This is a genomic window from Treponema primitia ZAS-2 (genome assembly GCF_000214375.1).
Taxonomy (GTDB): Bacteria; Spirochaetota; Spirochaetia; order Treponematales; family Breznakiellaceae; genus Termitinema; species Termitinema primitia.
In genome coordinates this window covers 2,407,584-2,430,169 of the sequence record NC_015578.1, presented here as the reverse complement: position 1 = coordinate 2,430,169, position 22,586 = coordinate 2,407,584, and the positions used below count along the sequence as shown (strand labels likewise).

Annotated in this window: 18 protein-coding genes; 3 read left to right on the top strand and 15 right to left on the bottom strand. The window is 53.4% G+C overall.

What is annotated here, in order from left to right; all coding sequences use genetic code 11:
- Window positions 1-2: 2 nt before the first annotated feature.
- The 12 genes from TREPR_RS10625 to TREPR_RS10570 form a co-directional block, all read right to left on the bottom strand.
- Entirely contained in the window at window positions 3-806 is an 804-nt protein-coding gene (locus TREPR_RS10625) for an ADP-ribosylglycohydrolase family protein (RefSeq protein WP_015708316.1), read from the bottom strand.
- A gap of 46 nt (window positions 807-852) precedes the next feature.
- On the bottom strand, window positions 853-1,266 hold the full coding sequence (locus TREPR_RS10620; protein WP_015708315.1) for a peptidyl-tRNA hydrolase: 414 nt from the start codon (window positions 1,264-1,266) through the stop codon (window positions 853-855).
- Complete coding sequence (locus tag TREPR_RS10615; protein ID WP_015708314.1) at window positions 1,263-1,667, bottom strand: hypothetical protein; 405 nt, start codon at window positions 1,665-1,667, stop codon at window positions 1,263-1,265. The genes TREPR_RS10620 and TREPR_RS10615 overlap by 4 nt, the downstream gene beginning before the upstream one ends.
- A 60-nt stretch (window positions 1,668-1,727) precedes the next feature.
- A complete protein-coding gene (locus tag TREPR_RS10610; protein WP_015708313.1) occupies window positions 1,728-2,492 on the bottom strand; it encodes a metallophosphoesterase family protein in 765 nt (254 codons plus the stop codon).
- 58 nt (window positions 2,493-2,550) lie between these two features.
- Window positions 2,551-2,934 (bottom strand): hypothetical protein, encoded by a 384-nt coding sequence (locus tag TREPR_RS10605; protein WP_015708312.1) that lies wholly within the window; start codon window positions 2,932-2,934, stop codon window positions 2,551-2,553.
- Between the two features lie 312 nt (window positions 2,935-3,246).
- Window positions 3,247-5,472 (bottom strand): ATP-binding protein, encoded by a 2,226-nt coding sequence (locus TREPR_RS10600; protein WP_015708310.1) that lies wholly within the window; start codon window positions 5,470-5,472, stop codon window positions 3,247-3,249.
- A gap of 83 nt (window positions 5,473-5,555) precedes the next feature.
- On the bottom strand, window positions 5,556-6,443 hold the full coding sequence (locus TREPR_RS10595) for a sigma-70 family RNA polymerase sigma factor (protein ID WP_015708309.1): 888 nt from the start codon (window positions 6,441-6,443) through the stop codon (window positions 5,556-5,558).
- A gap of 344 nt (window positions 6,444-6,787) precedes the next feature.
- Window positions 6,788-7,816 (bottom strand): helix-turn-helix transcriptional regulator, encoded by a 1,029-nt coding sequence (locus TREPR_RS10590; protein ID WP_015708308.1) that lies wholly within the window; start codon window positions 7,814-7,816, stop codon window positions 6,788-6,790.
- 63 nt (window positions 7,817-7,879) lie between these two features.
- Window positions 7,880-8,473 carry a Holliday junction branch migration protein RuvA gene (gene ruvA, locus TREPR_RS10585; RefSeq protein WP_015708307.1) on the bottom strand — a complete coding sequence of 198 codons (594 nt, stop codon included), beginning with the start codon at window positions 8,471-8,473 and terminating at the stop codon, window positions 7,880-7,882.
- A gap of 34 nt (window positions 8,474-8,507) precedes the next feature.
- The gene (locus TREPR_RS10580; protein ID WP_015708306.1) at window positions 8,508-8,939 is read right to left on the bottom strand and encodes a GNAT family N-acetyltransferase; all 432 of its coding nucleotides are present in this window, start codon (window positions 8,937-8,939) and stop codon (window positions 8,508-8,510) included.
- Window positions 8,914-10,227, bottom strand: coding sequence for a ribonuclease H-like domain-containing protein (locus tag TREPR_RS10575; protein WP_015708305.1), 1,314 nt, complete (start codon window positions 10,225-10,227; stop codon window positions 8,914-8,916). Before TREPR_RS10575 ends, TREPR_RS10580 begins: the two co-directional genes overlap by 26 nt.
- Complete coding sequence (locus tag TREPR_RS10570) at window positions 10,217-12,670, bottom strand: DEAD/DEAH box helicase (protein WP_015708304.1); 2,454 nt, start codon at window positions 12,668-12,670, stop codon at window positions 10,217-10,219. Before TREPR_RS10570 ends, TREPR_RS10575 begins: the two co-directional genes overlap by 11 nt.
- Before the next feature lie 111 nt (window positions 12,671-12,781).
- Between TREPR_RS10570 and TREPR_RS10565 the strand changes: the two genes are divergently transcribed.
- The gene (locus TREPR_RS10565) at window positions 12,782-14,056 is read left to right on the top strand and encodes a glucose-1-phosphate adenylyltransferase (RefSeq protein ID WP_015708303.1); all 1,275 of its coding nucleotides are present in this window, start codon (window positions 12,782-12,784) and stop codon (window positions 14,054-14,056) included.
- 24 nt (window positions 14,057-14,080) lie between these two features.
- Here TREPR_RS10565 and TREPR_RS10560 read toward each other — a convergent pair whose 3' ends face one another.
- The 3 genes from TREPR_RS10560 to TREPR_RS10550 form a co-directional block, all read right to left on the bottom strand.
- Window positions 14,081-16,696: an ATP-dependent Clp protease ATP-binding subunit gene (locus TREPR_RS10560; protein WP_015708302.1), complete on the bottom strand. Its 2,616-nt coding sequence runs from the start codon at window positions 16,694-16,696 to the stop codon at window positions 14,081-14,083.
- Between the two features lie 454 nt (window positions 16,697-17,150).
- On the bottom strand, window positions 17,151-18,656 hold the full coding sequence (locus TREPR_RS10555; RefSeq protein ID WP_015708301.1) for a pallilysin-related adhesin: 1,506 nt from the start codon (window positions 18,654-18,656) through the stop codon (window positions 17,151-17,153).
- The gene (locus TREPR_RS10550; RefSeq protein ID WP_015708300.1) at window positions 18,653-19,651 is read right to left on the bottom strand and encodes a DHH family phosphoesterase; all 999 of its coding nucleotides are present in this window, start codon (window positions 19,649-19,651) and stop codon (window positions 18,653-18,655) included. The genes TREPR_RS10555 and TREPR_RS10550 overlap by 4 nt, the downstream gene beginning before the upstream one ends.
- A 92-nt stretch (window positions 19,652-19,743) precedes the next feature.
- Here TREPR_RS10550 and TREPR_RS10545 point away from each other — a divergent pair, with 92 nt between their 5' ends.
- Both TREPR_RS10545 and TREPR_RS10540 read left to right on the top strand, forming a co-directional pair.
- Complete coding sequence (locus TREPR_RS10545; protein WP_015708299.1) at window positions 19,744-20,820, top strand: hypothetical protein; 1,077 nt, start codon at window positions 19,744-19,746, stop codon at window positions 20,818-20,820.
- On the top strand, window positions 20,820-22,577 hold the full coding sequence (locus tag TREPR_RS10540) for a putative PEP-binding protein (RefSeq protein ID WP_015708298.1): 1,758 nt from the start codon (window positions 20,820-20,822) through the stop codon (window positions 22,575-22,577). The genes TREPR_RS10545 and TREPR_RS10540 overlap by 1 nt, the downstream gene beginning before the upstream one ends.
- Window positions 22,578-22,586 lie beyond the last annotated feature (9 nt).

Below are 22,586 nucleotides of genomic sequence, written 5' to 3'. Positions count from 1 at the left end.
TATCACCCCTTTTCACTAATGCCGTATTTCCGCGAAAAAGGGCGAATGACGCCCCTCATTAAATCAGGCCCCACAATCATCGACACGGTATCGAAAATTTCCCCCGGTATCTCGCCGTAAAAAGCTTCGGCTATGGCCCCCGATATGCAGGCAATAGTATCGCTGTCGCCGCCTATGGATACCGCAAGCCTTACGGCGCTTTTATAATCGGAACTTTCCAGAAATGCAATAATGGCTTCGGGAACCGACTTCTGACAGCTTACTTCAAATTTATAGTCCGGCCGTATTTCATCCAGGGTTCTGTCAAGATTGTAGTCAAAGGTTTTGGTAATAAACTCCTTGATTTCCCCCTTTGTTTTTCCTGTGCGCGCCAAAAAGACTGCGGCGGCAACAGCCTGGGCGCCCTTAATTCCTTCCGGGTGATTATGGGAAACTTCCGCGCTCTTTTTTGCTTCCTCCATAACGGCCTGGATACTTTTACAATACCAGCCTATGGGACTGGCGCGCATTGCCGAACCATTACCCCAACTGTTATAGGGCTGGGGATTATCTTCGTAAAGCCAGTCTTCGAAATTACCGCCGTAACCCCGTTTTGAATAGATCCTGCCGTATTTTTGATAGGTTTCGGTGTAATTCAATTTATTGAGCAGTACGTCCATGGCGGCTATGGTCATAACACTGTCGTCGGTAAAATAGGTTTCCCTGGTGAACAGTTCGAAATCCGTACTTTTGACATTACTGAACTCGTAGGTAGAGCCGATAACATCTCCCGCAATGGCGCCCAAAATTGCCTGCTGCTTTTGCATGGTTCATCTCCTTTTTCTTTTCAATCTACAGTACGTCCGTACCTCATTATTTTACCTCATTTTTAAATATTCGATCAAAAAATTCTTTTTCAGACACAATAGTAATAATTTGATCATCTTTAAACGGCCCTATCAGAAGAGCAATTTCGGAATCCTTATTAAAACAACTATTACAATTATCAATTTCTATATGTGGGAGATCATTATTATCTGCAATTCTAATCAACTCTCTTATAACTTTATAAAGATCCATCTTAAATACAATTTTATCATAATTTTCATTGTACCAATCCGGTTCATCTGCATCCGTTGCCCAAGCTGTTTCATAAGAATATATTGGGTTTAAAATATTTTTATCGGATTCATCATTAAGTTCTTTCAAAAATTCTTTAAGGGATCCATTTAAAATATGTTCTGAAATCTTATTGGGAGTTTTTTGAATAAAAACAAGATATTTCATACCTGACGGCGCCTGCCCAGCTCAGCGATTATAGTATCGACACATTCGTTAAATTTGCCGATGGTAAGCGTATCGTACCATTCAAAGACTGCTTTCGGGTCATCCTTATCCCCGGGCTTTTCTTTTGCATTTCTTCCCTGAGCATCATAGAAAATTGAATCAATAGTCTTATAGCCGCATGCACGGCACGCATCCGCTATCGCCTGATTAACGTTACCAATCAAGCGTTTGAGCTGGCTTCCTTTTTCATAAGGCCTCGTACCCGCATAGACATCTGACCATTCTATTGACAGCTTTGGCATAGGGGCATTAAGGTCTCTCCTCATGTTTACTTCCTTACGGTAGTTTTTGAGCCCCTCAATAGCTACTTCAAACCTTTCGACGTCTTCCCAATGTCCCATGTGTTATCCTCCAAATACCGTTGTGTTATATTACGCCAATAGCGTATTTTCAAGCTCGTTTTAATCCACATTTTCCAGAAGTATTCCGCCTTCTGAAATTTCCTGATGAACCGATTCTAGTGTAATGATTCTGTTATACAGGCACGCAAGTTTTAAATTTGGCGAAACCTTGTCTTCGTGATAATGTCCACAAATCCACGCGTTATAATTTATCACCGTAAGTATTTCTTCTAACATCTTTGATACAGGATCGTTTATCTTATTCCCTTTATCAAAAAGTTTTTTTACAAAGCTTTGAGGCGCGGCATGTGTTAAAATATAGTCAAACCGTTCATGTCCTGCTATTTCAAGGAGTTGATGAAATTCTTCATCGGTTGGTATTTCCTGGGGCCACCAGCTTCTGCCGGGTATTCGGTATGCTTTATCAACGCTTAAACCGCCGCCAAACACAAGAAATCTTTTTCCGGCAATGGTGTATGTATGGCTGTTCAATAGGAAGAATACATTATCGCTCACCTGCCGTACTTCCCCGTTTACCAGGGGAAGGCTTATGACAGGAAATTCATCGGTATAAATCCTGCCATAATTTTCATGGTTGCCTAGTACCCAGAGAAAAGTTGCCTTTTTTTGGGCATACCGCTTTAAAAGTTTTTCCTCATCTCTGTTTTTTCCGCCATACCAGACAATACCTGCGTCTCCGCAGCCAATTACTATATCAGATGAATCAAGGGGTTTTTTGTCCTTTTCAAGTGTTTTTTGGAGGGTATCAAATTTGGTAAAATCTATTTCTCCGTGCCCATCGCCGGTTATAAAAATCCTGTTCAACTAAATACCTCCAATAAGTTGTTTGTACCCGATCTCCCGGTAATTCAATTCTCATTCATTACAACAATATATCCAGCAGCACTCTTATTTTGTCACTCATATCATCTACATAGTCGTCCATCAAACCTTCTACAATCATTCGCATCTTATAATTTTTCTGTACCTCTTTTTCATATTTCTCCCGATACGATTCAAATGAACAAGAGGATTTAAAATCATTCCCTTCATACTTATTCAGTAATTCAGAATGCTTTTTTAGTTCTTCATATGCTGTATCGGAAATCTCGATTTCCTTTGGGGAACTGAAATTCTCGGAAGCATTACGTAATAGACTATCTTCATTTTCAATTTCCTTTACAACTTTGTCTATTACGTCTTTGTGAATTTCATAAATAAAATCGTCTTCCAACAGTTGAAAATACCTTTCTTTTTCAAGTTTCATTGGTTATTCCCCCTAGTTACTGCTTCCTTCGCTGAGTTTTTGTTTTGCATCTTCCAAGTGCTTTTTATAGTCGTCCTCATGCGGCCTACGCCTGATAGCTTCCGTGTATGGCGCAATGCAAGGTCATTTTTTTCTTTGGAAAGCCTGTCAGCCATATCATTCCCCCCTTATTTACCAAACTCCAGATTAACCATTTTGTCAAAAAGATCAATATGGTTACATGCCCAGTCTCCGTACGGTTTGCGAACAGGGCTGATGGTGATAAGCCCCTTTTTTACGGACCACCAATAGAACATCCATGATTCTTCCATCTTATACAAATCCTATGTGATGTGTCTCCCTGCCGGGCTGTTCTTCCTCGCAGAGGGCGGTAATGTCCGCGGAAGAAAGAGCTTTCCCCCTGATAAGGCTCGCTACGGTGGCCTTGCGGGCCACATTCTCTATCTGGCCGCCGGAAAAATCAAAGCGACCCGCAAGGACGCTCAGATCCATCTCATTGTCTTCCTGCTGAGACAGTATGTTTTTCCAGATGGCGGTTTTTGCCTCCAGATCCGGCTTCTCGAATTTGATTTTATACAGGAAGCGCCGTTCAAAGGCTGCGTCAAAGTTATCCGCCATATTGGTGGTGGCGATGAGAATGCCCCCATCCAGATTTTCGATCTCCTGCAGCAGGATGTTCTGTATGGTGTTTTCAGTCTGGGCGGGACCGCGCCGTTCGGCGCCGATTTCCTGGCGTTTTCCCAGGATCGCGTCTGCTTCGTTAAAGAGCAGTATCGGCGCCAGCTTAGCCTGTTTGACCATACCGTTGTAACGGGTAAACAGGGACTTTATCTTTTTTTCGCTTTCCCCAAACCACATACTTTTGGTCTCGCTGATGTCTACAAAGAAAATGTCCCGGCCCGTGGCCCGGGCGATCTGGTATGCAGTTTCGGTCTTGCCGGTTCCCGGGGAGCCTGAAAAAAGGCAGGCAAAGCCTGTTTTCATGTTGCTTTCCCTGAGACGCTTCACAATAGCGGAAAAATGCTCTTCCTGTAAAAGACGGCCCAGTTCATCAATCTGAACAGATACCTTTGGCGGATAGTAGAGCTGCTTTTCCGCAATGCTGCCGGAATGGATGATATTGTTCCCCTTGATGTTTTTATTTTCCTTCAGATCAAGATCCTCCAAAAAGCTGTCCCGGGCTTTGTTGGTAAGGCGGTATTCATCGGTGTCGGCCAGGCCATTGTCACAGACATGCTCAATGAGCTCTGATGTGAAAAGATCGTTTTTGCCATTCATAAAAGAGCGCTTCGCCTCCTGGCTGTTTCTTCTGCCAAAAAGAAAGCGGATATGGGAAAACCGCAGCGTTTCGTTATTGTCTTCCACAAGAGATGCGCAGAAATAGAGGAGCGCCATATCGAGGGTGAAGCTGAAATTGCAGGATTTTATTTTTTGTACAAACATTATATCCGGGTTACCGCTAAAGAGGTATTTTATTTCGGAAAGAAACTGCTTGGAGCTTAATTCTCTTTTGCTAAAAGCTGATAAAATACGGTCCGCCGCGGTAAAAAATTCTTCCGGAGAGAGTCCGCGGTAAATAGCGTAATGGTATTCCCGTCCGGCTTCAAGGGCCAGGAAAACATCCCGGGGAACAATATAGGTACACGAGTCCTGGCTCTGGCGCTTTTTGAGGAACGAGGGCCGGGAACTAAAAATATTATCATCCTCAGTATCAAAGGCGACGATTAAATGCTTAAGCTCCAGGGCTTCAAGGTCGCCGGAGTATCGCAGGGCCTGTATCTTGCCGCAGTGCAGGGCCTGGGCAATGCCCGAAAGGCACGCCTCGGGGGCGCCCGACTTTTCCAGCAGCAGGGCAAACAACGCTGCCTGGACCGGGGTAACTTTTAGCACCCCACAGACAGCGTCCAGATCTTCCTTCGCACTGTTAAAAAACTCGGGACCCAGCCCGTGTTTTTCCACGAGCTGCTTAATCTGATCCAGATTGTTCAGCAGATCCGGAGTGGAACTTCGGCTTGCGGTTCCGGGGGAGTTTACCGGCTGCCTTGCGTTACAAGTTTCGCGCTCTTTGAGCGCTTTGAGCGCCCGGTCCTTGGCGGTCACAGGCGACTCGCAGTCTTCATACCTGTATTTCCGGCCTTCCCGGACAGCGGTGATCACATCCATGGGGATCACGTAGATCGGATTGAAATTCCGGGAAGGGCTTTCAAAAGTGTCGTTGCCCGAGTAGGGGCGGATGAGCCCTTTTTTCTCCAGATTCTCAAAGGACTCCATGTATTTGAGAAACTGGATATAATTGCAGTTGATCCTTTTGGCAATTACCCCTGCGGAAACCGGTTCTTCCCCTGAGGATGCAAGTATCAGGGCAAAGAGCGCCGATTCCTGGGCGCTGATATCGAAAAATTTCCCGGTGTCCCTCAGGGCGGGCCACACCTCTTTAAAGAAAGGGCCGTTGATGCCCTTGTGTTTATCTACAGCGGCTACGATTTGTTCAAATTCGTTCAAAAGCCGGGGGCTTTTCCGGTATTTCTGGTCTTCCATAGGGTCTCCTTCGTAAAAACAGACGATACAACCCCCAAAATGGTCAATTTTGGGGGTTCCCATGCGGTGAATGTAATGTAAATTTACAGGATGTATGCTTTCAATTTCCGGCTTCGATGGGGCTGGCGAAGATGCCGCAGTCCCATGCCTTCAATCTGGCGTATCCGTTCCCGGGAAAGACCTTCACGCTTCCCAACTTCTTTCAGGCTCAGGGGACAGCCATCATTCAGCCCAAAACGCAGTTCCAATACCCGCTGCTCACGGGCAGGGAGTGTGGAGAGCGCAGTGTACAGATCTTCCTTAAGGAAGGTACGTATAGCCGTATCCGCCGGATCAGAGACCTTTTCATCTTCAATAAAATCGATCAGGGACCCGGCCCCTTCTTCATCTCCAATCGGCGTATCAAAGGAGACAGCGTCCCGGGAAAAACCCTTTACCACCCTGAGCTGTTTACTTGTCCATCCCAGGTGTTCGGCAATTTCCTCATCTTCGGGATTTCGCCCAAGAAATTCCTGAAGTTGGGATGACCCCTTCTTCATTTTATTGATCCGGGTGATAACATGGGAGGGCAGGCGAATTGTTCTTGTCTTCTCCGCTATCGCTTTGGTAAAACCCTGGTATATCCACCAGCCGGCGTAGGCGGAGAATCTGAATCCTTTCCGGTAATCAAATTTTTCGACAGCCCTCATGAGGCCAATGTTTCCTTCCTGAACCAGCTCAGAAAGGGAAAGGCCGCAATTCCGGTATTTTTTTGCCATGAAAACAACCAGGCGCAGGTTTGCCCTGATCATTTTATCTTTGGCGGTTTTATTGCCCTCCGCTACCTCTTTGGCAAGCTCAAGTTCCTGTTCCGCCGTCAGGAGCTTTTCGCTCCCCATACCTTTGAAGTAGATCCCCAGGGAATCCTCCTCAAAGGATACACCGGAGATTGTCTTACTCGTTTTGTTTTGATTTACGGCCCTTAGTTTCATTTTTCCTCCTGTCTGCTAAAAGAAGACACCATATCCGGCGGCGCCAAGCATACGGATGGCAGCGCTAAATACAGAGACGTCAGACGCAATGGCGTCCGTTTTCTTTACCGCAATGCGGCATAGGGGGAATTCAGGAGAAAATGATCCACCCAGTTTAAGTCGTACCTTTTTTTCGGGTACGCTATTATTATAGCATACTCACCGTGTCATAGAGTGATATGGTGAGCAAAAGATGAACGAAATTTTACTTTTTTTTAGAAAAATTATCAATTTGACTCCGCTTTCTGGATTTTTTTCGGGCATGCTGTCAGTATAACACATTCACCGTGTCATAGAGTGGCATACTATTCTTCCGCCCGTTTCGCCATGGCGCGTACCGTTTGTTTCCACTGTTCCACCAGCTCCCTGGGGGCAATTGGCCGGGCGCGGGGCCCCTGTGCCAGGATCCATTCCAATGTTTTTTGCAGCTGGTTGGTGGTGAAGGTGAGTTCGATCCCCTCCGCTTTTTCCTTGATACGCTGATCCGGCGCCCATTCGCGCTCCCTGATCCATTCGGCGTCTCCGTCGATTTCAATGGTAACCCTGTGGGTTTTGCTTCCCGAAAAAATGCCTAAGTAACTCATGCCTTCCTGGGTGCGGTAGTCAAACTTTTCGGGAATTTTAAAAAAAGCGCCGGTCCGGTTTATGTCCTGTACCCTGGACAGGGAGAACATACGCATGGCGCTTTTATCCTCATCATAGGCGTACAGAAACCATGATGTTCTGTCGAAAAGAAGCTGGTAAGGCCGGACACGCCGCAGTTCCCTGGAAACTTTGCCGGTAGCCGGCGCCACAGTGCCGTCCTTCTCCAGTGGCGAATTACCCCTCCGGTATTGAAAGGTGACCACAGCGTTTTCCCGCATCGCTGCAACCAGATCATTCCACACCGCTTTGTTCATCGGCGCGGCTGCGGCCTGGGGGATCACGATGCGTTCCTTGAACCATTCGCTGTCCATACTTTTAAAAGGGGCAGAAATACTTTCAAGCAAATTCAGTGCCGCCTCATGAATCGGTGTGCCCTCGTAGAGCTCAAGAAGCTCCTTGGCCATGCCCAGAGCCAGAATGTCATCCGCCCTGGCAAACCCCGCCGGGCCTACGCCCACGGTCAGCCGGAATGTCGGATCGGTATAGTAAAAACCCTTCTTGAAAAAATCGTACTCAATCGGCGCATGGAACATGTCCCGCATATAGGCAATATCCCGGTTGATGCTGGAAAGGCTCGTCTCGTATTGCCGCGCCAGGGCCGGCCCATTTGGATACTTAAGGGACGCTATTTCTTTGTCAATGAAATAAATGCGCGGCAACGCGGTTTTTGGCAGCTTTTTTCTTGGCATGATATAAATAATATCTCACAGGAATGAATAAATCCAGCTTCCCGCAATTGGGTCTCAGAAGCGTTAGACTCCGCTTAAATACAGTATAGCCTGTTTGAACAGAAACTTTTCCTGCTCCCCGCCGCTCAGCCCCTCAGGCAGCCGGGCCTCTGCTTTTTCCAGGGCTTCTGCGGCCGAGCGCTGGTCGTAGCCCATTTCCGTGAGGGCGGTTACTAATTCAGAGTGGGGGGAGGCGATATTGGGGCGCCCGCTCCCGCTTGCAAGTTTGCCCTTGAGGGTGAGGATCATTTTTTGTGCAGTTTTTTTCCCCAGCCCGGGTACCGCTTCCAGGCGGCCCACATCTTCAGTGTCCAGGGCGCGTTGCAGTTCCTCCTGGCCTATGCCCCCCATGATTTTGATCGCCTGCCGGGGGCCTATGCCGTCAACTTTGTTGAGTTCCAGGAAGGTCTCCCGCCTGACCTCGTCGGCAAAGCCGAAGAGCCGCATCTGGTCCTCCCGGTGGTAGAGCCAGGTAAAGACCCGGCCTTCTTCGCCGGGAGCAGGAAGATTCGCTGCGTCGCTTTTGGGCAAAATGATTTCCCATTCAACACCCCCGGTGAGGATGTGCAGGGTATCCTCAAATTTTTCCGTAATGGTTCCACGGATACTGTTAAACATGCATACGCCTTATAACCCTGAGTCGGATCATCTCTCAGGTATTTTCGCTGTTGAGGTCTTTGTTCCGGTAGACTATGTCTTCCCGGATGGGGTAGCCGCAGGCCTTGAGGAAACGGTTTCCCCCCACATTGGTTTTCATGGATATCAGAGCAGATTTGTTGATCCCCTCCTGGATGAGGGCTTTTTCTGTTGCCTCCAGCAGGGACTTCCCAATGCCCTGGTCACGGAAACTCGCCTTTACCGCCACATGGTATATATAGCCCCGGCGTCCGTCATTGCCCCCCAGTATGGTTCCCACTAGTTCCCCATTTTCCTCCGCCGCAAAACAAGTGTGGGGGTTCCGTTCCAGAAATTTTCTGATCCCGGTTTCGGAATCATCCAGGGTCCGCAAACCTATGCCCTGGGAAGACTTCCACAGGGAGTAGGCAGCGTCATAATCTTCAATGGTCAGAATCCGTATATTCATGGGATCCTCCGTATTTTTTCAGCTTTTCCAGCAGCCGTTCCCGGCGGCAGTTCATTTCGCCCCTTATACTATCCTGTATTTCTTCTAACGCCAAGAACGTGTCAACATACCCCAATGCCGCGTCGTAATCCTTCCGTTTCCACTCAGCGTCAATGGCCAGTTTCCGGTAATAGGCATGGGCCGCCCGGGGATGGCCCGCTTCCGCCGCCCGGGCTAAGAGGGCTTCCCCGGTCTCTGCGGCCCCTTCCCCAAAAGCCGCCTCCCCGTGAAGCCGGACCATACGCCGCCACCACAGGGCCAGGTTCTCGCTGTCGTGGCGAAGGGTTTCGCCCCGGGGATCAGTGGCTAAGCGGGTCAGGGCGATGAAAAGGGAAGCCAGTCCCCGTATATCTCGGAGATTGTGGTCGCAGATGCCCAAAAGATCCCCGGTTTCCCCGTTTTTTAAAAAAGAAAACCAGATATCCGGCGCCAGGGCCCCGGGAATGTCCCCGCTCCGGTCCAGGCCCAGGACGGAACTTTCGATTTCACCCTGGGAGCAGGAGGGGAGCAGCCGTTTCCAGAGCCGCCGGGCCGGGTGAAGCAAGTCGGCCTGGTGGAGTTCCAGGGGTATCAGGCCGTTCATGAGGCAGCGGTTCCGTAAAATCTGGGAGTCAAAACTTTTGCCGTTATAGCTGACCACCAGGGGCGGCTTTCCGGTTTTTTTATTGAAACCGGTTTCATTATTGGTGCGGCCGTCATGGGTGGTATGAGCCTGGTTGGCCCCTATTTCTCCCAAAACCGCTTCCAGGAACTCCGGCTCCCCGGGGTAGTCCAGGAGCAGGTACTGGGTTGTTACCAGGCTGTAAACGGCGCCGGTTTTAACGAAGCGCCCGAATGCCGCAAGAAAAGCCACCGTACCGGCACCCCCGGAGAGGCCCGTGGTTTCCAGGTCGAAGAAAAGGAGGTTCTCGGGGGCGGGCATGTCTATTCCGGCGGCGCCTCCGGTAAGGGCGGCGTATCTGAGCAGGTCCGGCGCCAGGATTCCCAGGGCCCGGGGCAGATCAGAAGGCAAGGCCGGCAGGTCCTGGGTGACTGTTCGCATGAGGGTTTGATAGCCGGCGCTTGTCCAGCCGGGTAGGGCAGGGGAGTCCGGCTGGGCAAGGGCGCCCAGCGTAGCGGCTGGGTCCCCGGAAGCCGCACTGGGGCCTGCTGTGGCGGCGGCAACTGCTTCCTTGCCACCAGCAGCACCGGGCTTTACAGGGCGGCTTTCCCGGATAAGCCGGAGCCGGTTTTTCAGATTAGGAGCCACGTTTTTCCTGAATGAGGGCGTCCAGGAACACCTTGGTCCCCTCTTTGTTACCGCCGGGGCCTACACAGGCGGGGCAGCCGGTTTTGCAGGGGCAGCGGGACAGGGTTTCCGCTGCGGATTGGAATAGGTCCCCGGCGCGTCGGGACAGGGCTTCTGCCAGACCGGTGCCCCCGGGGTACTTGTCGTAGATAAACAGGGCGGGTATGCCGAAGTGGGGGTCCCGGACCCGTTCAGCCACCCCGATGTCCCGGCTGTCGCAGAGGATGAAGATCGGGGCTATATGCTTGATCAGGGTTCCCGCGCCGGAGAGTATCGATCCCACTTCCTCCTCGGCGAAACCTGCCAGGACTTCTCCGGCGCCGGTGTCTTTCCCAAAAAGCAGGGCCAGGGACCGGGTCTGCATTTCTTCTTCGGGCAGATCAATTTCCCCGTAACCGATATTTTCATGAGTGTGGAAGCGTATCTTCTTGAACCGCGCTACCTGGGAGCGGACCAGGATATCGCATAAAATGCCCCGGGCAGCGCTTTTGCCGGAAATGGTGACTGTCACCTCTTCGTCCTCCGTGAGGACCTTGATGTCTGTTTTTACCAGGCCGTCGGTAAAGTAGTTTACATCCGCTTCCCGGACCAGGGCCTTGCGGTTTTCTATGTCCAGGGATTCCACCAGGTACTGTCGGCCCCGGTGTATGTACACCGCGTTTTTGAAGAGCATCTCCTTGGCACTGGGCCGGTCCATCTCGCCTATCACCTGGTTCCGCCCCTGGGTCACATCCAGGATTACCACATTGTCCGCCAGGGCTGAGCGGAGGCTTACTCCCTCGGCGGGGAAAGAGCGGTCCGCCCAATGCCAGCGTCCCTGGCGGCGCTCCCGGTCGGCGTCAGCGGCGGCCGCGCTCTCGGCAGAAACTGCGCTCTCAGCGGAAGCCGCTCCTTCAGCGGAAACCGCGCCCCCGGTATGGCGGACCACCCCTTCTTCTTCCAGAAAGGCGAGCACCTCCCCTACATCTTTTCCAAAGGGTTCCTCGCCCTGCGCTATGGCCTCATCCCGGAAGGGGAGCTCAAAGGCGGCGCATTTAACGTGGTCCGTGAGTATGTAGGGATTGTCCGGGTCTATGCGGGCCTCTTCGGCGCTTTTCCTGAAAAACCATTCCGGGTCGTTCATGATGAACTGGTCCAGGGGAGAGGCGGAGGCCACAAAGACCGATACCGAGGTCCCGCCGCGCCGGCCTGCCCGACCGGACTGCTGCCAGAAACTGTTGAAGGAGCCGGGGAACCCCGCTACTACCGAAGCGTCCAGGCCGCCAATGTCGATCCCCAGTTCCAGGGCATTGGTGGACACCACCCCCTGTATGCTGCCCTCCCGTAAGCCCTTTTCAATTTCCCGGCGCTCGTTGGGGAGCAGGCCCCCCCGATAGGCTTCCACCCGGATACGGCTGTTGTCGGTAAAAAAATTCGCCAGGTCCTCGTTCACGTAGGAGGCGGCCACCTCAGTTTTTATCCGGGAATGGGCAAAGAGTATGGTCTTGATGCCCTCCTTGAGGAAGGCAAGCATCCAGCGCCGGCTTTCGGTCACCACGCTGCGCCGTATGCCCTGGACCGCATCAACCAGGGGCGGGTTGTAGAGGATGATCCGCTTTTCGCCCCTGGGCGCCCCGTTATTGTCGATTAGGGTGACCTCGTCGCCAATCAGGGCTTCCGCCAGCTCCCGGGGGTTGGCAATAGTGGCAGAACAGAGGATGAACCGGGGCTTTGAGCCGTAAAACGCGGCAATACGCCTGAGCCGGCGCAGCACATCCGCCACATGGCTCCCCAGGACGCCCCGGTAGGCGTGGGCCTCGTCAATTACCACGTATTTGAGGTTGGAAAAAAACTTGATCCACCGGGGGTGGTTGGGCAAAATCCCTGCGTGGAGCATATCCGGGTTGGAAATGATGATGCGCCCGGTGTCCCTGGCCGCCACCCGCAGCGATTCCGGGGTGTCCCCGTCATAAGTGGAAACTTTTATGGGGATAGGCCCCCCTGGCGGCCCCTCATCCGGCGCACCGGGACCATCCTTGGTTGGTGAGCCAATAAGTTCGTTGAGTTCCGACTGCTGATCCTGGGAAAGGGCCTTGGTGGGGAAGAGGTACAGGGCCCGGGCCTTATCGTCCCGGAGCAGGGCCTGGAGGGTGGGCAGGTTGTAGCAGAGGGTTTTCCCCGATGCCGTGGGGGTCACCACTACCGCATTGCGGCCCTGCTGAACCGCCTCCCAGACCGCCCCTTGGTGGGTGTAGATTTCCACGATGCCCCGGGCCCGCAGCCGCTCCACGATACGGTTGTCCAGATCAGGGGGGAAGGGGACAAAGGCGCCTTCAGTGGCGGGCAAAAGCCGCTCTTCCGCAATGTAGGGGGCAAAGCCCGGGTCTTTAAGGATTTTTTCCAGTTTTTCAGCAGAATTTTCCATTGTTTTTATATTATCCCCAAGAAAGAATAAACGTAAAGTATCGACAGAACATCAATTCCCTTCTATACTAAATATAGGTGTTTTTTCTCGATTACAAACAAGGGGGTTTCTATGGCTGAAGTTTTGTCTATAGTATTAGGCGGCGGAAAGGGGACCCGGTTATTTCCATTGACCCAGGCCAGGGCCAAACCGGCAGTACCTTTCGGTGGCAAATTTCGCCTGGTTGATATCCCCATCTCGAACTGCATCAACGCCAATTTCAGGCAGATCTACATCCTCACCCAGTTCAACTCCGCATCTCTGCACCTGCACCTTGCCAAGGCCTATACCTTCGATTCCTTTTCCAAGGGCTTCGTGGAGATCCTCGCTGCGGAGCAGACCTTTGAACATTCGGGCTGGTACGAAGGCACCGCCGATGCGGTGCGGAAGAATTTTGTCCATTTCAGGACCCAGAACCCGGACTACTACCTCATACTTTCCGGGGATCAGCTCTACCGCATGGACCTCCAGGACTTTTTGCAGAAGCACAAGGAATCCGGGGCAGCCATAACCATTGCCTGCACCCCGGTGGTCCGGGACGAAGCCAGCCAGCTTGGGATTTTGCAGGCAAACAAGAACAAAGAAATCACGGAATTTATGGAAAAACCCGGCCCCACCAAGGATATTAGCGATTTCAAGGTCCCGGCGGAACTGAAAAAGGACAAAACCACTAAAAACGACGAGTACCTGGCCTCCATGGGCATTTACATTTTCAATGCCTCAGCCATGGAAAGCTGCCTGGACAATGACTATACGGACTTTGGCAAGGAGATCATCCCCGCAGCCATCCATAACCTCAAGGTAAACGCCTATGTGTTCAACGGCTACTGGGAAGACATCGGAACCATACGGAATTTTTACGAGGCGAACCTGGAACTGACCACCCTGAAACCCCGGTTCGACTTTTACGACGAGGACCGGCCCATCTATACCCATATACGGAACCTGCCCCCTTCAAAGATGAATTTCAGCAACATGAACCAGTCCATAGCCGCTGAAGGCTGCATCATCACCAACGCCTCCATAGCCAATTCCATAGTCGGGGTCCGTACCATCATCGAATCCGGGGCCAGCCTCAACGGGGTGATTTGCATGGGCGCGGACTTCTACGAAACAGAAGCCCAGAAGCAGCAGAACGCCGAAGCTCGGGTCCCCAATGTGGGCATAGGCAAGGGCGTCATCGTCAAGGGGGCCATCATCGACAAAAACGCCTCCATCGGCGAAGGCTGCCGCATCGGCATCGACGACCAGACCCGCGTGGACGGCAACTACGGCAACTACTACATCGTGGACGGGATCATCGTTATTCCGAAAAATACCGTGCTGTACCCGGGAACGGTGATTTAGGAATTTAGTGTGGCTGTGAGGTTCTCACCTGGTCACAGGCAGCACATCCTCTGTTACCATCTGCCCGCCGCCGGCTTTTGCTGCGGGCCTGAGGCTTATCTTGCCATCCTGAGCATCCGCTACAAACAGTGAGCCGAAGGGGTAGTTCCCTTCCAACAGCAATAGTGACAAGGGGTCCTCCAGCTCTTTCTGGATGGCCCGGCGCATGGGACGGCCCCCGTATTTGGGGTCCCAGCCCTGTTCAATCAGAATTTTTTTTGCCTCAGGCAGCACTTCTATTCCGTAGCCCTGTTCCCCAAGCCGCTGGGAAAGTTCCCCTACCTGCAAGTCCAGGATGGCCGCCACCTGTTCCTCTGTCAGGGAGTGAAAGACCACCACATCATCCACCCGGTTGATAAATTCCGGGTTGAAAAGCCGGCGCAATTCAGCCAGGGCGGCGCTCTGGATCTCCTCAATGCTCATGATCCCGGTCTCCGAGGCAAAGCCCAGCTGGGAATCCCGGGAAATCTCCCGCACCCCGGCATTGCTGGTCATGATGATCACGGTGTTCCGGAAATTTACCGTATGCCCCAGGTGGTCCTTGAGTTCCCCTTCTTCCAGCACCTGCAAAAGCAGGTTGAACACATCGTGATGGGCCTTTTCAATTTCGTCAAAGAGTACCACCCGGTAGGGGTTGCGGCGTATGCGCTCGGTCAGGGCGCCCCCTTCCTCGTAGCCCACATAGCCCGGGGGCGCCCCCACCAGCCGGGAGGCATTGTGTTTTTCCATATAATCCGACATATCGATGCGGACCAGGGAATCCTCGTTGCCGAAGAGGTATTCGGAAAGCCGTTTTGCCAGGAGGGTTTTGCCCACCCCCGTGGGGCCCAGGAAGATGAAGGATCCCATGGGCCGCTTGGGTGAGGAAATCCCCGCCCGGGAACGGCGTATGGATGAGGCGATGCGCTTTACCGCTTCGTCCTGGCCCACCACTTCCTTGTGAAGCTCCTCCTCGATACGCAGGAGCCGCCTGGACTCCTGCTCTTCCATCCTGGTCAGGGGTATCCCGGTGGTTTCAGCAACTACCCGCCTCATATCCCCTTCGTCCACCACCATCCGCTCTTCCCGGGAGGACCGCTCCCAGGCATCCCTGAGGGACTCCAGGCGCAGCCTGAGGCTCCGTACCCGGTCCCGGATTCCTGCGGCCCGTTCATAATCCTGGACCGAAACCAGGGCGCTTTTTTCGTTGGTAAGCTGCTGTATTTCCGTTTCGATTTCCGAAACTTCCGGGGGATGGCTTCCCGCTTCCAGTTTCCGCATGGCCCCAGCCTCGTCCATGATGTCGATTGCCTTATCGGGCATAAACCGGCCTATGATGTAGCGTTGGGCCAGGCGCACTGCGGCGGACACCGATTCGGGGGTGTAGGTCACCCGGTGATGGTCCTCGTATTTTTTCTGAATGCCCTTGAGTATCTTTAGAGTTTCATCGGTGTCCGGTTCATTCACCTGCACCGCCTGGAAACGCCGTTCCAGGGCCGCATCTTTTTCAAAGTGCTTCCGGTATTCCCCCAATGTGGTGGCGCCTATGCACTGGATATCCCCCCGGGAAAGGGCGGGCTTGAGCATATTCGAGGCGTCAATGGTTCCCTCGGCGCCCCCGGCCCCGATAATCGTATGGATCTCGTCAATAAAGAGGATCACATTCCGGGCGGCAGCGATTTCCTTCATGATTTTTTTGAGCCGTTCCTCAAATTCCCCCCGGTACTTGGTTCCCGCAACCACGGAGCCCAGGTCCAGGGAGAGGATCCGTTTTCCCGCCAGAGCTTCCGGGATATCCTCCCCGGAAAAGAGCTGGGCCAGGCCTTCCACGATGGCGGTTTTTCCCACCCCGGGTTCACCCACCAGGACCGGGTTGTTTTTGGTCCGCCGGGCCAGGATACGCACCGACCGGTCGATTTCCTTCCGCCTACCGATCACCGGATCCAGTTTGCCCAGTTTTGCCAAAGCGGTCAGGTCCCGGGAGTATTCATCCAGGGTAGGGGTGGCGCTGAGGGGAGGGTAGTTTACCGGTTTCACCCGGTCCGGCCGGGAACGCCTGGCTTCCTCACCGGGTTTCGGCGGAAAGCCCCCGGAGCCCCGGCTGTGGAGGAAGGGGGACTGGTACCCTTCAGGCGCCCCGGACATCTTGCCCGGGGGGAGAAAATCATCCTCCGGTCCGCTGCCGTGGCTAAAGGTGGTCTGTACCACCACCCGCAGCATATCTGTATCCACCGCCCGCTGGTTCAGGTACAGCTGCACCGGTGAATCCTGTTCACGCATGGCGGCAAAGAGGATGTGTTCCGTGCCAATATAATCATTGCCCATGGTCCGGGCTTCTTCGGCGGCATTTTCCAGCAAGGCCCTGGTTCGTTTGGAAGGAGGAACGTCCCCGTACACCAGAAGCCCGCTCATCCGGGTAATTTCATTTTCTAGGGTATGCCGGAATTCCTGTAAATCGATTCTGAGGAACATCAGGGCTTTGCAGCCTATACCCGCCCCTTCTTTGAGCAGGGCAATTACCACATGTTCCGGCAGGAGCTGATCCGAATTAAAGTGACGCGCCTCTTCCTGAGCGTCGATGGTCAATATACGATGGGCCCGCTGGGTTAAACCTTTTGACAAAAGAAGCCTCCCGATTTTGGTAAGAACCATGAGTCCCTTTCAAAACCGGAGATTTGGAAAGCGCTTCTCATGTCTGCTGTATTAATAATAACACAATGGGGGCGCTCAAGCTATAGTTCCGGGGAAAAATAGGGGAGGCTTATTCGCCGGGAGGGGTGGGGATGGCCCCTGCCCCTAACCTGTAGAATTCCCCTTCGTCAGCTATGTATAACAACTGTTTAATGCCCCCCACCCATGTGAATAGCAATCGCTTAGGGTAACTATACCGAGATAAAGGCAGGGGAGGGAGGGAAATTCGCCCCTCCCCCGTCTCTGGAATTCCCTGCCGGAGCAGACCCGCAAAGCGGGGCTGACGAAGGCAGACTCTACAGGTTAGGGGGAGGGGCGAATTTCCCTCCCTCCCCGGTCACTACCCCAGCACAGTTAATCATAAACCTAAGATGGCTCTTCACCGCTAGACGCTAATCTTCGCCAGGGAGATGGCCGCCTCATGCAGTTCCTGTATCCCCCGGGTTCCCAGGCGTATCCTGACCAGGGTAATGTTTTCCGAGCTTCCATTGCGCTCGACCCGGTAGGTTTCGTGGACGAGCCCGGTGTTGCTTTGGGGGCGCAGTTCCAGTAGTTCCTGGTTGTCCAGCATAAAGAAGGCGTATTTTCCCCGCTTCTGAATGGCGCCGCCGGAATACAGGGTGTAGCTGCCATCGGAGGAAAAGGCCATTCTGCCGATGGATCCGTCAAAGGAGGCGTCGATATAGGGGAGGGTCAAATTTTCCGTCTTGACCGCGGCGGTGTCCATGGAGCCGGCTTTCCGGTAAGAGCCGTCCCAGGGGGCAGTGACGTAGATCTTCAGCCGCACATCTTCAAAGACCTTTACCCGTATGCTGTCCAGGGATTCTAGTTCAATATCCAGGAAACGCCTGAGGGTGGTGACCGAAATATTCTGACTGGAAACATAGAGCCCGTGCCGGGTGGCGCTGGAATTCTGCCAGGTAAAGACCTGCTGTATTTCTTCGCCGTAGAAAATGATCTCCCGGCTGGGGGGATCAAAATAGATATACTGCCTGTTGTCCAAGGTCCCTTGGGGGCTCACGTAATACCATAGTCCGGTGACGAATTTTTCAAATTCCTCTTTGCCCCCGTTTAAGAGTTCCCGTACCCGGCGTTGCTCAATCTGGGAACCAGGAATCCGGTTTACCCGTTCCTGCTCGTAAATGCCGCTGCTTGAATTAAAGGTGTAGATGGTCTCTACCTGATCCAGTATGTTGGTGGAAAACGAATCCCGGCCATAGGAGGCCAGGGTAAAACTCTGCCCCCGGGCAAGCCCGAGCTGATAAGCCTGGGTACGTTCCGCTTCCTGAACCTGAATGGATCCGTCTATCTTCAGCTCGGCGATTTTTGAGAAGATCGCCTCCTCAGGGGGTATTTCCTGGGGCATGCCGTGGAAAATTGTCAGGGTTTGCTCACCGGCGCTGTTCATGCCGCTAACCAGGATACAGAGACTGCGGTCCCCGATAAGATCCTGGGTATAGATCGATGCAGTTCCCGGACGTGTGACCGCGGTGGCGGCGCTCCAGAGTATGCGGTATCCGCCTATGGTATCGTCAAAGTCTACATAGGTAACGGTAATGGGGCTGTCCATTTCCAGGACATTCCGGTAGGCCAGGATCTGTTCATCAACCATGTCCCCATCCAAATCCTGGGTAAGGACAGCTACCATGGCTTCCCCTTCCTTCAGGGCAACCTTGGCATTCATGGTGTCTTCGTAAACCATACGCTCCACATCACTGCCCCCGTTATACCCGGCTAATTCCGGGTCCTGGGGAAGCACGATTTTGGTCTGATACTGCTTTTTACTCTGGATGTGGAAAAAGGTCTCCGGCTTTAGGTATAGGTAGGCGATCCCTATGGCGGTGAACAGAAAAATTACCAAGGTCAGGGTTTTTATAAATTTTCTGGTCATACTTTTTCTGCCGACGGTTTCTCTGACAGTTCCAGTGCGGCTTCTACCTTTCCCAGAACCTGTTCCAGGGTTTTCTCGATATTCAGATCGCTGCGGAACCCCGCTGCCAGGGCATGGCCCCCGCCGGAAAACTGCTGGGCTATTTTAGAAACGTTCACCTTTCCCTTTGACCGCAGGGAACAGCGGACCGGCCCTTCGCTGTTTTCTTTGATAAGAATGGAAACCAGGATATCCCGGCTTTTTAGGGGAATATTGATGAAGGTTTCCGCATCCTCAAAACGGGCCCCCGTGGAGTTTAGGTCCTCTTTTCTGAGTATTTGTACCGCGACCCTGCCCTGGCAAAAAAGCTCCAGGGTGGACATGACCTGCCTTTGCAGGAGCAAAGAACTGGTGGTGGCGCTTTCGTTCAGTTCCCCGTAAATCTCATAGGGTTTAACCCCCGCTTCCACCAGTGTCTTGGCTGTCGCAAAGGTACGGGCCGTGGTTTTTGAATAGGCAAAGGAACCCGAATCATAGTTGAGCCCCGCATAGGCTGCCACGGCGCTTTCCCTGTCCAGAGTAATACGGAAGGCAGTGGCGATTTCCACGACCATCTGGCAGGTTGCGGCGGCGCTGGGATCGATGTACCCTTCCATGGTTGCGTGGGGGTTCAATTCATGGTGATCGATAACCATAAACGCCTGAAAGCGGGGGATGATATCCTTCATGGCTCCAATATGGAATTCGTCAGAGGTATCAAGGATGATTAGAACCGATTTTCCGGGTAAATCCCCGTGTTTTTCCGGGTCCCAGACTTTGCTTATACCCCGGGGGTCCTGAAAACGGAAATGCTCAGGGACCGCCGAAGCGTTGATAATATGCACCTTTTTCTTGAGTTGCTTCAAAACATAGGCCAGGGCAATTTCCGCCCCAATACCGTCCGCGTCAGGGGTGTCATGGGTGGTGAGAACGAAGGATTCATTTCTATTGATAAAATCCACAATCTTTTGACACATACCTTTAGTTTATTAAAAAATATACAGTTGCGGAAGGGGGGAATGATGGAAAAAGGCTTTACTTTTTTTCAAAGATATAGGAATTTTTATAAATGGTAACTTGTAACCCAGTCCCTCCAATAAAAACAATAGACAACCCCCCTGATCTTTCCACCAGATCCGGATTTAATGCTGGGGTGCGGCATATAAAAAAGACCCTGGCAATTCTTGACGCCCTGGATGCCGGGGAACAGCTCGCTGACATACTCCCGGTGACTGGGGGGGAACCCTGGCAGACCCAGGCGATCCTGCGGACCCTGCTTATTGATAAAAGGGGTTACCAGGCGGTTTCGGCAAACCTTAACGAAGCCAGGGACCTGCAATCCCTGGCCCCGGCCCTGGCAGGGGAATTTGCCAAATGGCAGGCCGTAGAATTGACCGCCGTTTATCACCACCCTGAGCTGGGCCCCCTGGTAGTTAACCCGAAAAAGGAGGAACCCCTGGCCGCCCTGGGAGTTTTGGCAAAACACGAACTTCTGGTGATCTATGCGGGCAGTCCCGGGGCCGGGTCTGATGCCGCTGGGTCCGTCCCCGGGCTTGCCGGAACCGAAGCTACCGGGGCTGAGCCTGGGGGGGAGGATTTTCTCCTGAACGCAGCCAAAACCGCCCTTGCCCTTTTTCAGGGCAGCCTTCCGGAAATTGCCCCGGCGCTCTATCAGGGGCCGGCAAAAAAAGCGGGTGCGCGGTCCCCGAAGCGGGCGCCGGCGGTAAAAGGCGGCGGGTCGGGAAATCGATCCCCGAAACGGCTTCCGGTGGAAACAACAGCATCCCTGTTGCCGCAAAAAACCCTGAGTCCCCGGTATATAGTGACGGTAACCAACGACCTTTTCCATAATGGCAATGTGGAAGCCTGGAAACGGATCATCGCTTCTTACCGGGCCGCATACCCTGAACTGGAAGTGTACCTTTACTACGAAGATGAGCGCATCCTGGATATCAATTCCCTTTTTCAGTGGGGGAAGGTGAAACACGGGGGGGGGATCAATTTTGCTGTGGCGGGGAAGGGTATAAAAGATGTGGCTAAACTCCGGCGTTACCTGGCCGAAGGGGCAAGCCCCCGTTTCGAGCCCTTTCTCCGGGGTTCTCCCGGGACCTTACTAAAACTGTTCGGTCCAGGAGCTGATTTGTGATGGATTCAAATAGTTTTTTTAACCCCCCTGGGCTTACCCGGGAGGGGGAGGGCGGCGCCACTGGTGCGGAACAGCGTTCCCCCCAGGAGGAACTCGCCCTGATCCTGGACCGGGAAAGGCGGCACAGTATTAGTAAGGCCGAGGCGCTCAGGGCCCTGAGTCCCCATCTGCTCAATGAACTGCTCCGCCCGGCCCTGGTTCCCGCAAGCCTCAGCTCCCTTCCTTGCTGGAGCGGCGGCCTTGCCGGTTCAGCAGGGGCAGTGGTAGGCAAAGCCTATTTCAGCGCCGCCGCATTGTTGGAAGAGCGGAAGCGGGCCCTGCAAAACGGGGAAGACGGCAGGTGCATCCTGGTCCTGAACGCCGCCTTTGCCGGGGATGTGCCGGCCATTGAGGCCGCAGAGGGGGTGCTCAGCGCAGAAGGGGGCTACTCGGCCCATGCCTCGGTGCTGGCCCGTCAGTACGGCAAGCCGGCCCTGACCGCCCCGGAACTGCGGATCAACGGGACCGGAGCGGTTCTAGGGGATCTGGAATTCGCCCAGGGGGATACCATCACCCTGAACGTGCCCTATTCCGGCCCGCCTTCGGTGTACCTGGGCGAAGGGGAACTGATCCCCCGGGCTGTCACCGATGAGCTTTCGGAATACATAGCCCTGGCAAAGGGGATGCTAAAAAAGTTCCATGTCCGGGCCAATGTGGAAACCCCCCGGGAAGCCGCCCTGGCCCTGGCCCTGGGCGCCGAGGGCATCGGCCTTTGCCGCACCGAGCACATGTTCTTTGCCCCGGAACGGATCAACCTTTTCCGGGAACTCATCCTGGCTATTTCGGCGGAGGATCGGAAACTGGTTCTGGAAAAAATCCTCCCCATGCAGCGGGAGGATTTTACCGGCATACTCAGGATCATGGCCGGGAAGGAAGTGTGCATCAGGCTTCTTGACGCCCCGCTCCACGAATTTATGCCCCGCACCGGGGAAGAACTGGAATCCTACTCAGGGTACCTGCGGGCCGGAGGAAAACCCTCCCCTTCGCCCGGAGAACTCCGGGCCCGGATCGACGCGCTGCGGGAAAGCAACCCCATGTTGGGCCATAGGGGCTGCCGCATCGCCATAAGCTATCCGGAAATCTACGCCATGCAAGCCCGGGCAATTTTTGAAGCGGCCCAAGCCCTGCGGAAAGAGGGGATAGAATCCCGACTGGAAATCATGGTCCCCCTGGTGATGAACCCCCGGGAATTCAGACTCATCGCCTGGGGCAAAAAAATCGAGGGAGACCGTTTCCCCGGCATTGCGGACACTGAGGAAGCGGTACACTGGGAGCAAAATGCTGAACCTATCCCCTATAGAATCGGCGCTATGATCGAGCTGCCCGCAGCGGCCCTGGGAGCCGGGGACATTGCCGGATACGCGCAGTTTTTCAGCTTCGGTACCAACGACCTGACCCAAACCGCCCTGGGCCTTTCCCGTGACGATGCGGTCGGTTTTTTGCCCGCCTATTCCCGCTTCGATCTTTTGGAAGGCAACCCCTTTAGTGTGCTGGACGAAAGGGTAAAGGAACTCATCGTCCTGGCGGTGGATCGGGGCCGCCTTACACGCCCGGACCTGGTCTGCGGGCTCTGCGGTGAACAGGGCGCAGACCCGGCGGCGATTCGGTTTTGTATGGACACGGGGATAGATTATGTGTCATGCTCTCCATACGCGGTGCCCGCAGCCATACTGGCGGCAGCGCAAATTGCAACGCAGTTTCAGTTGGAAAAAGAATGAGGAGAAATA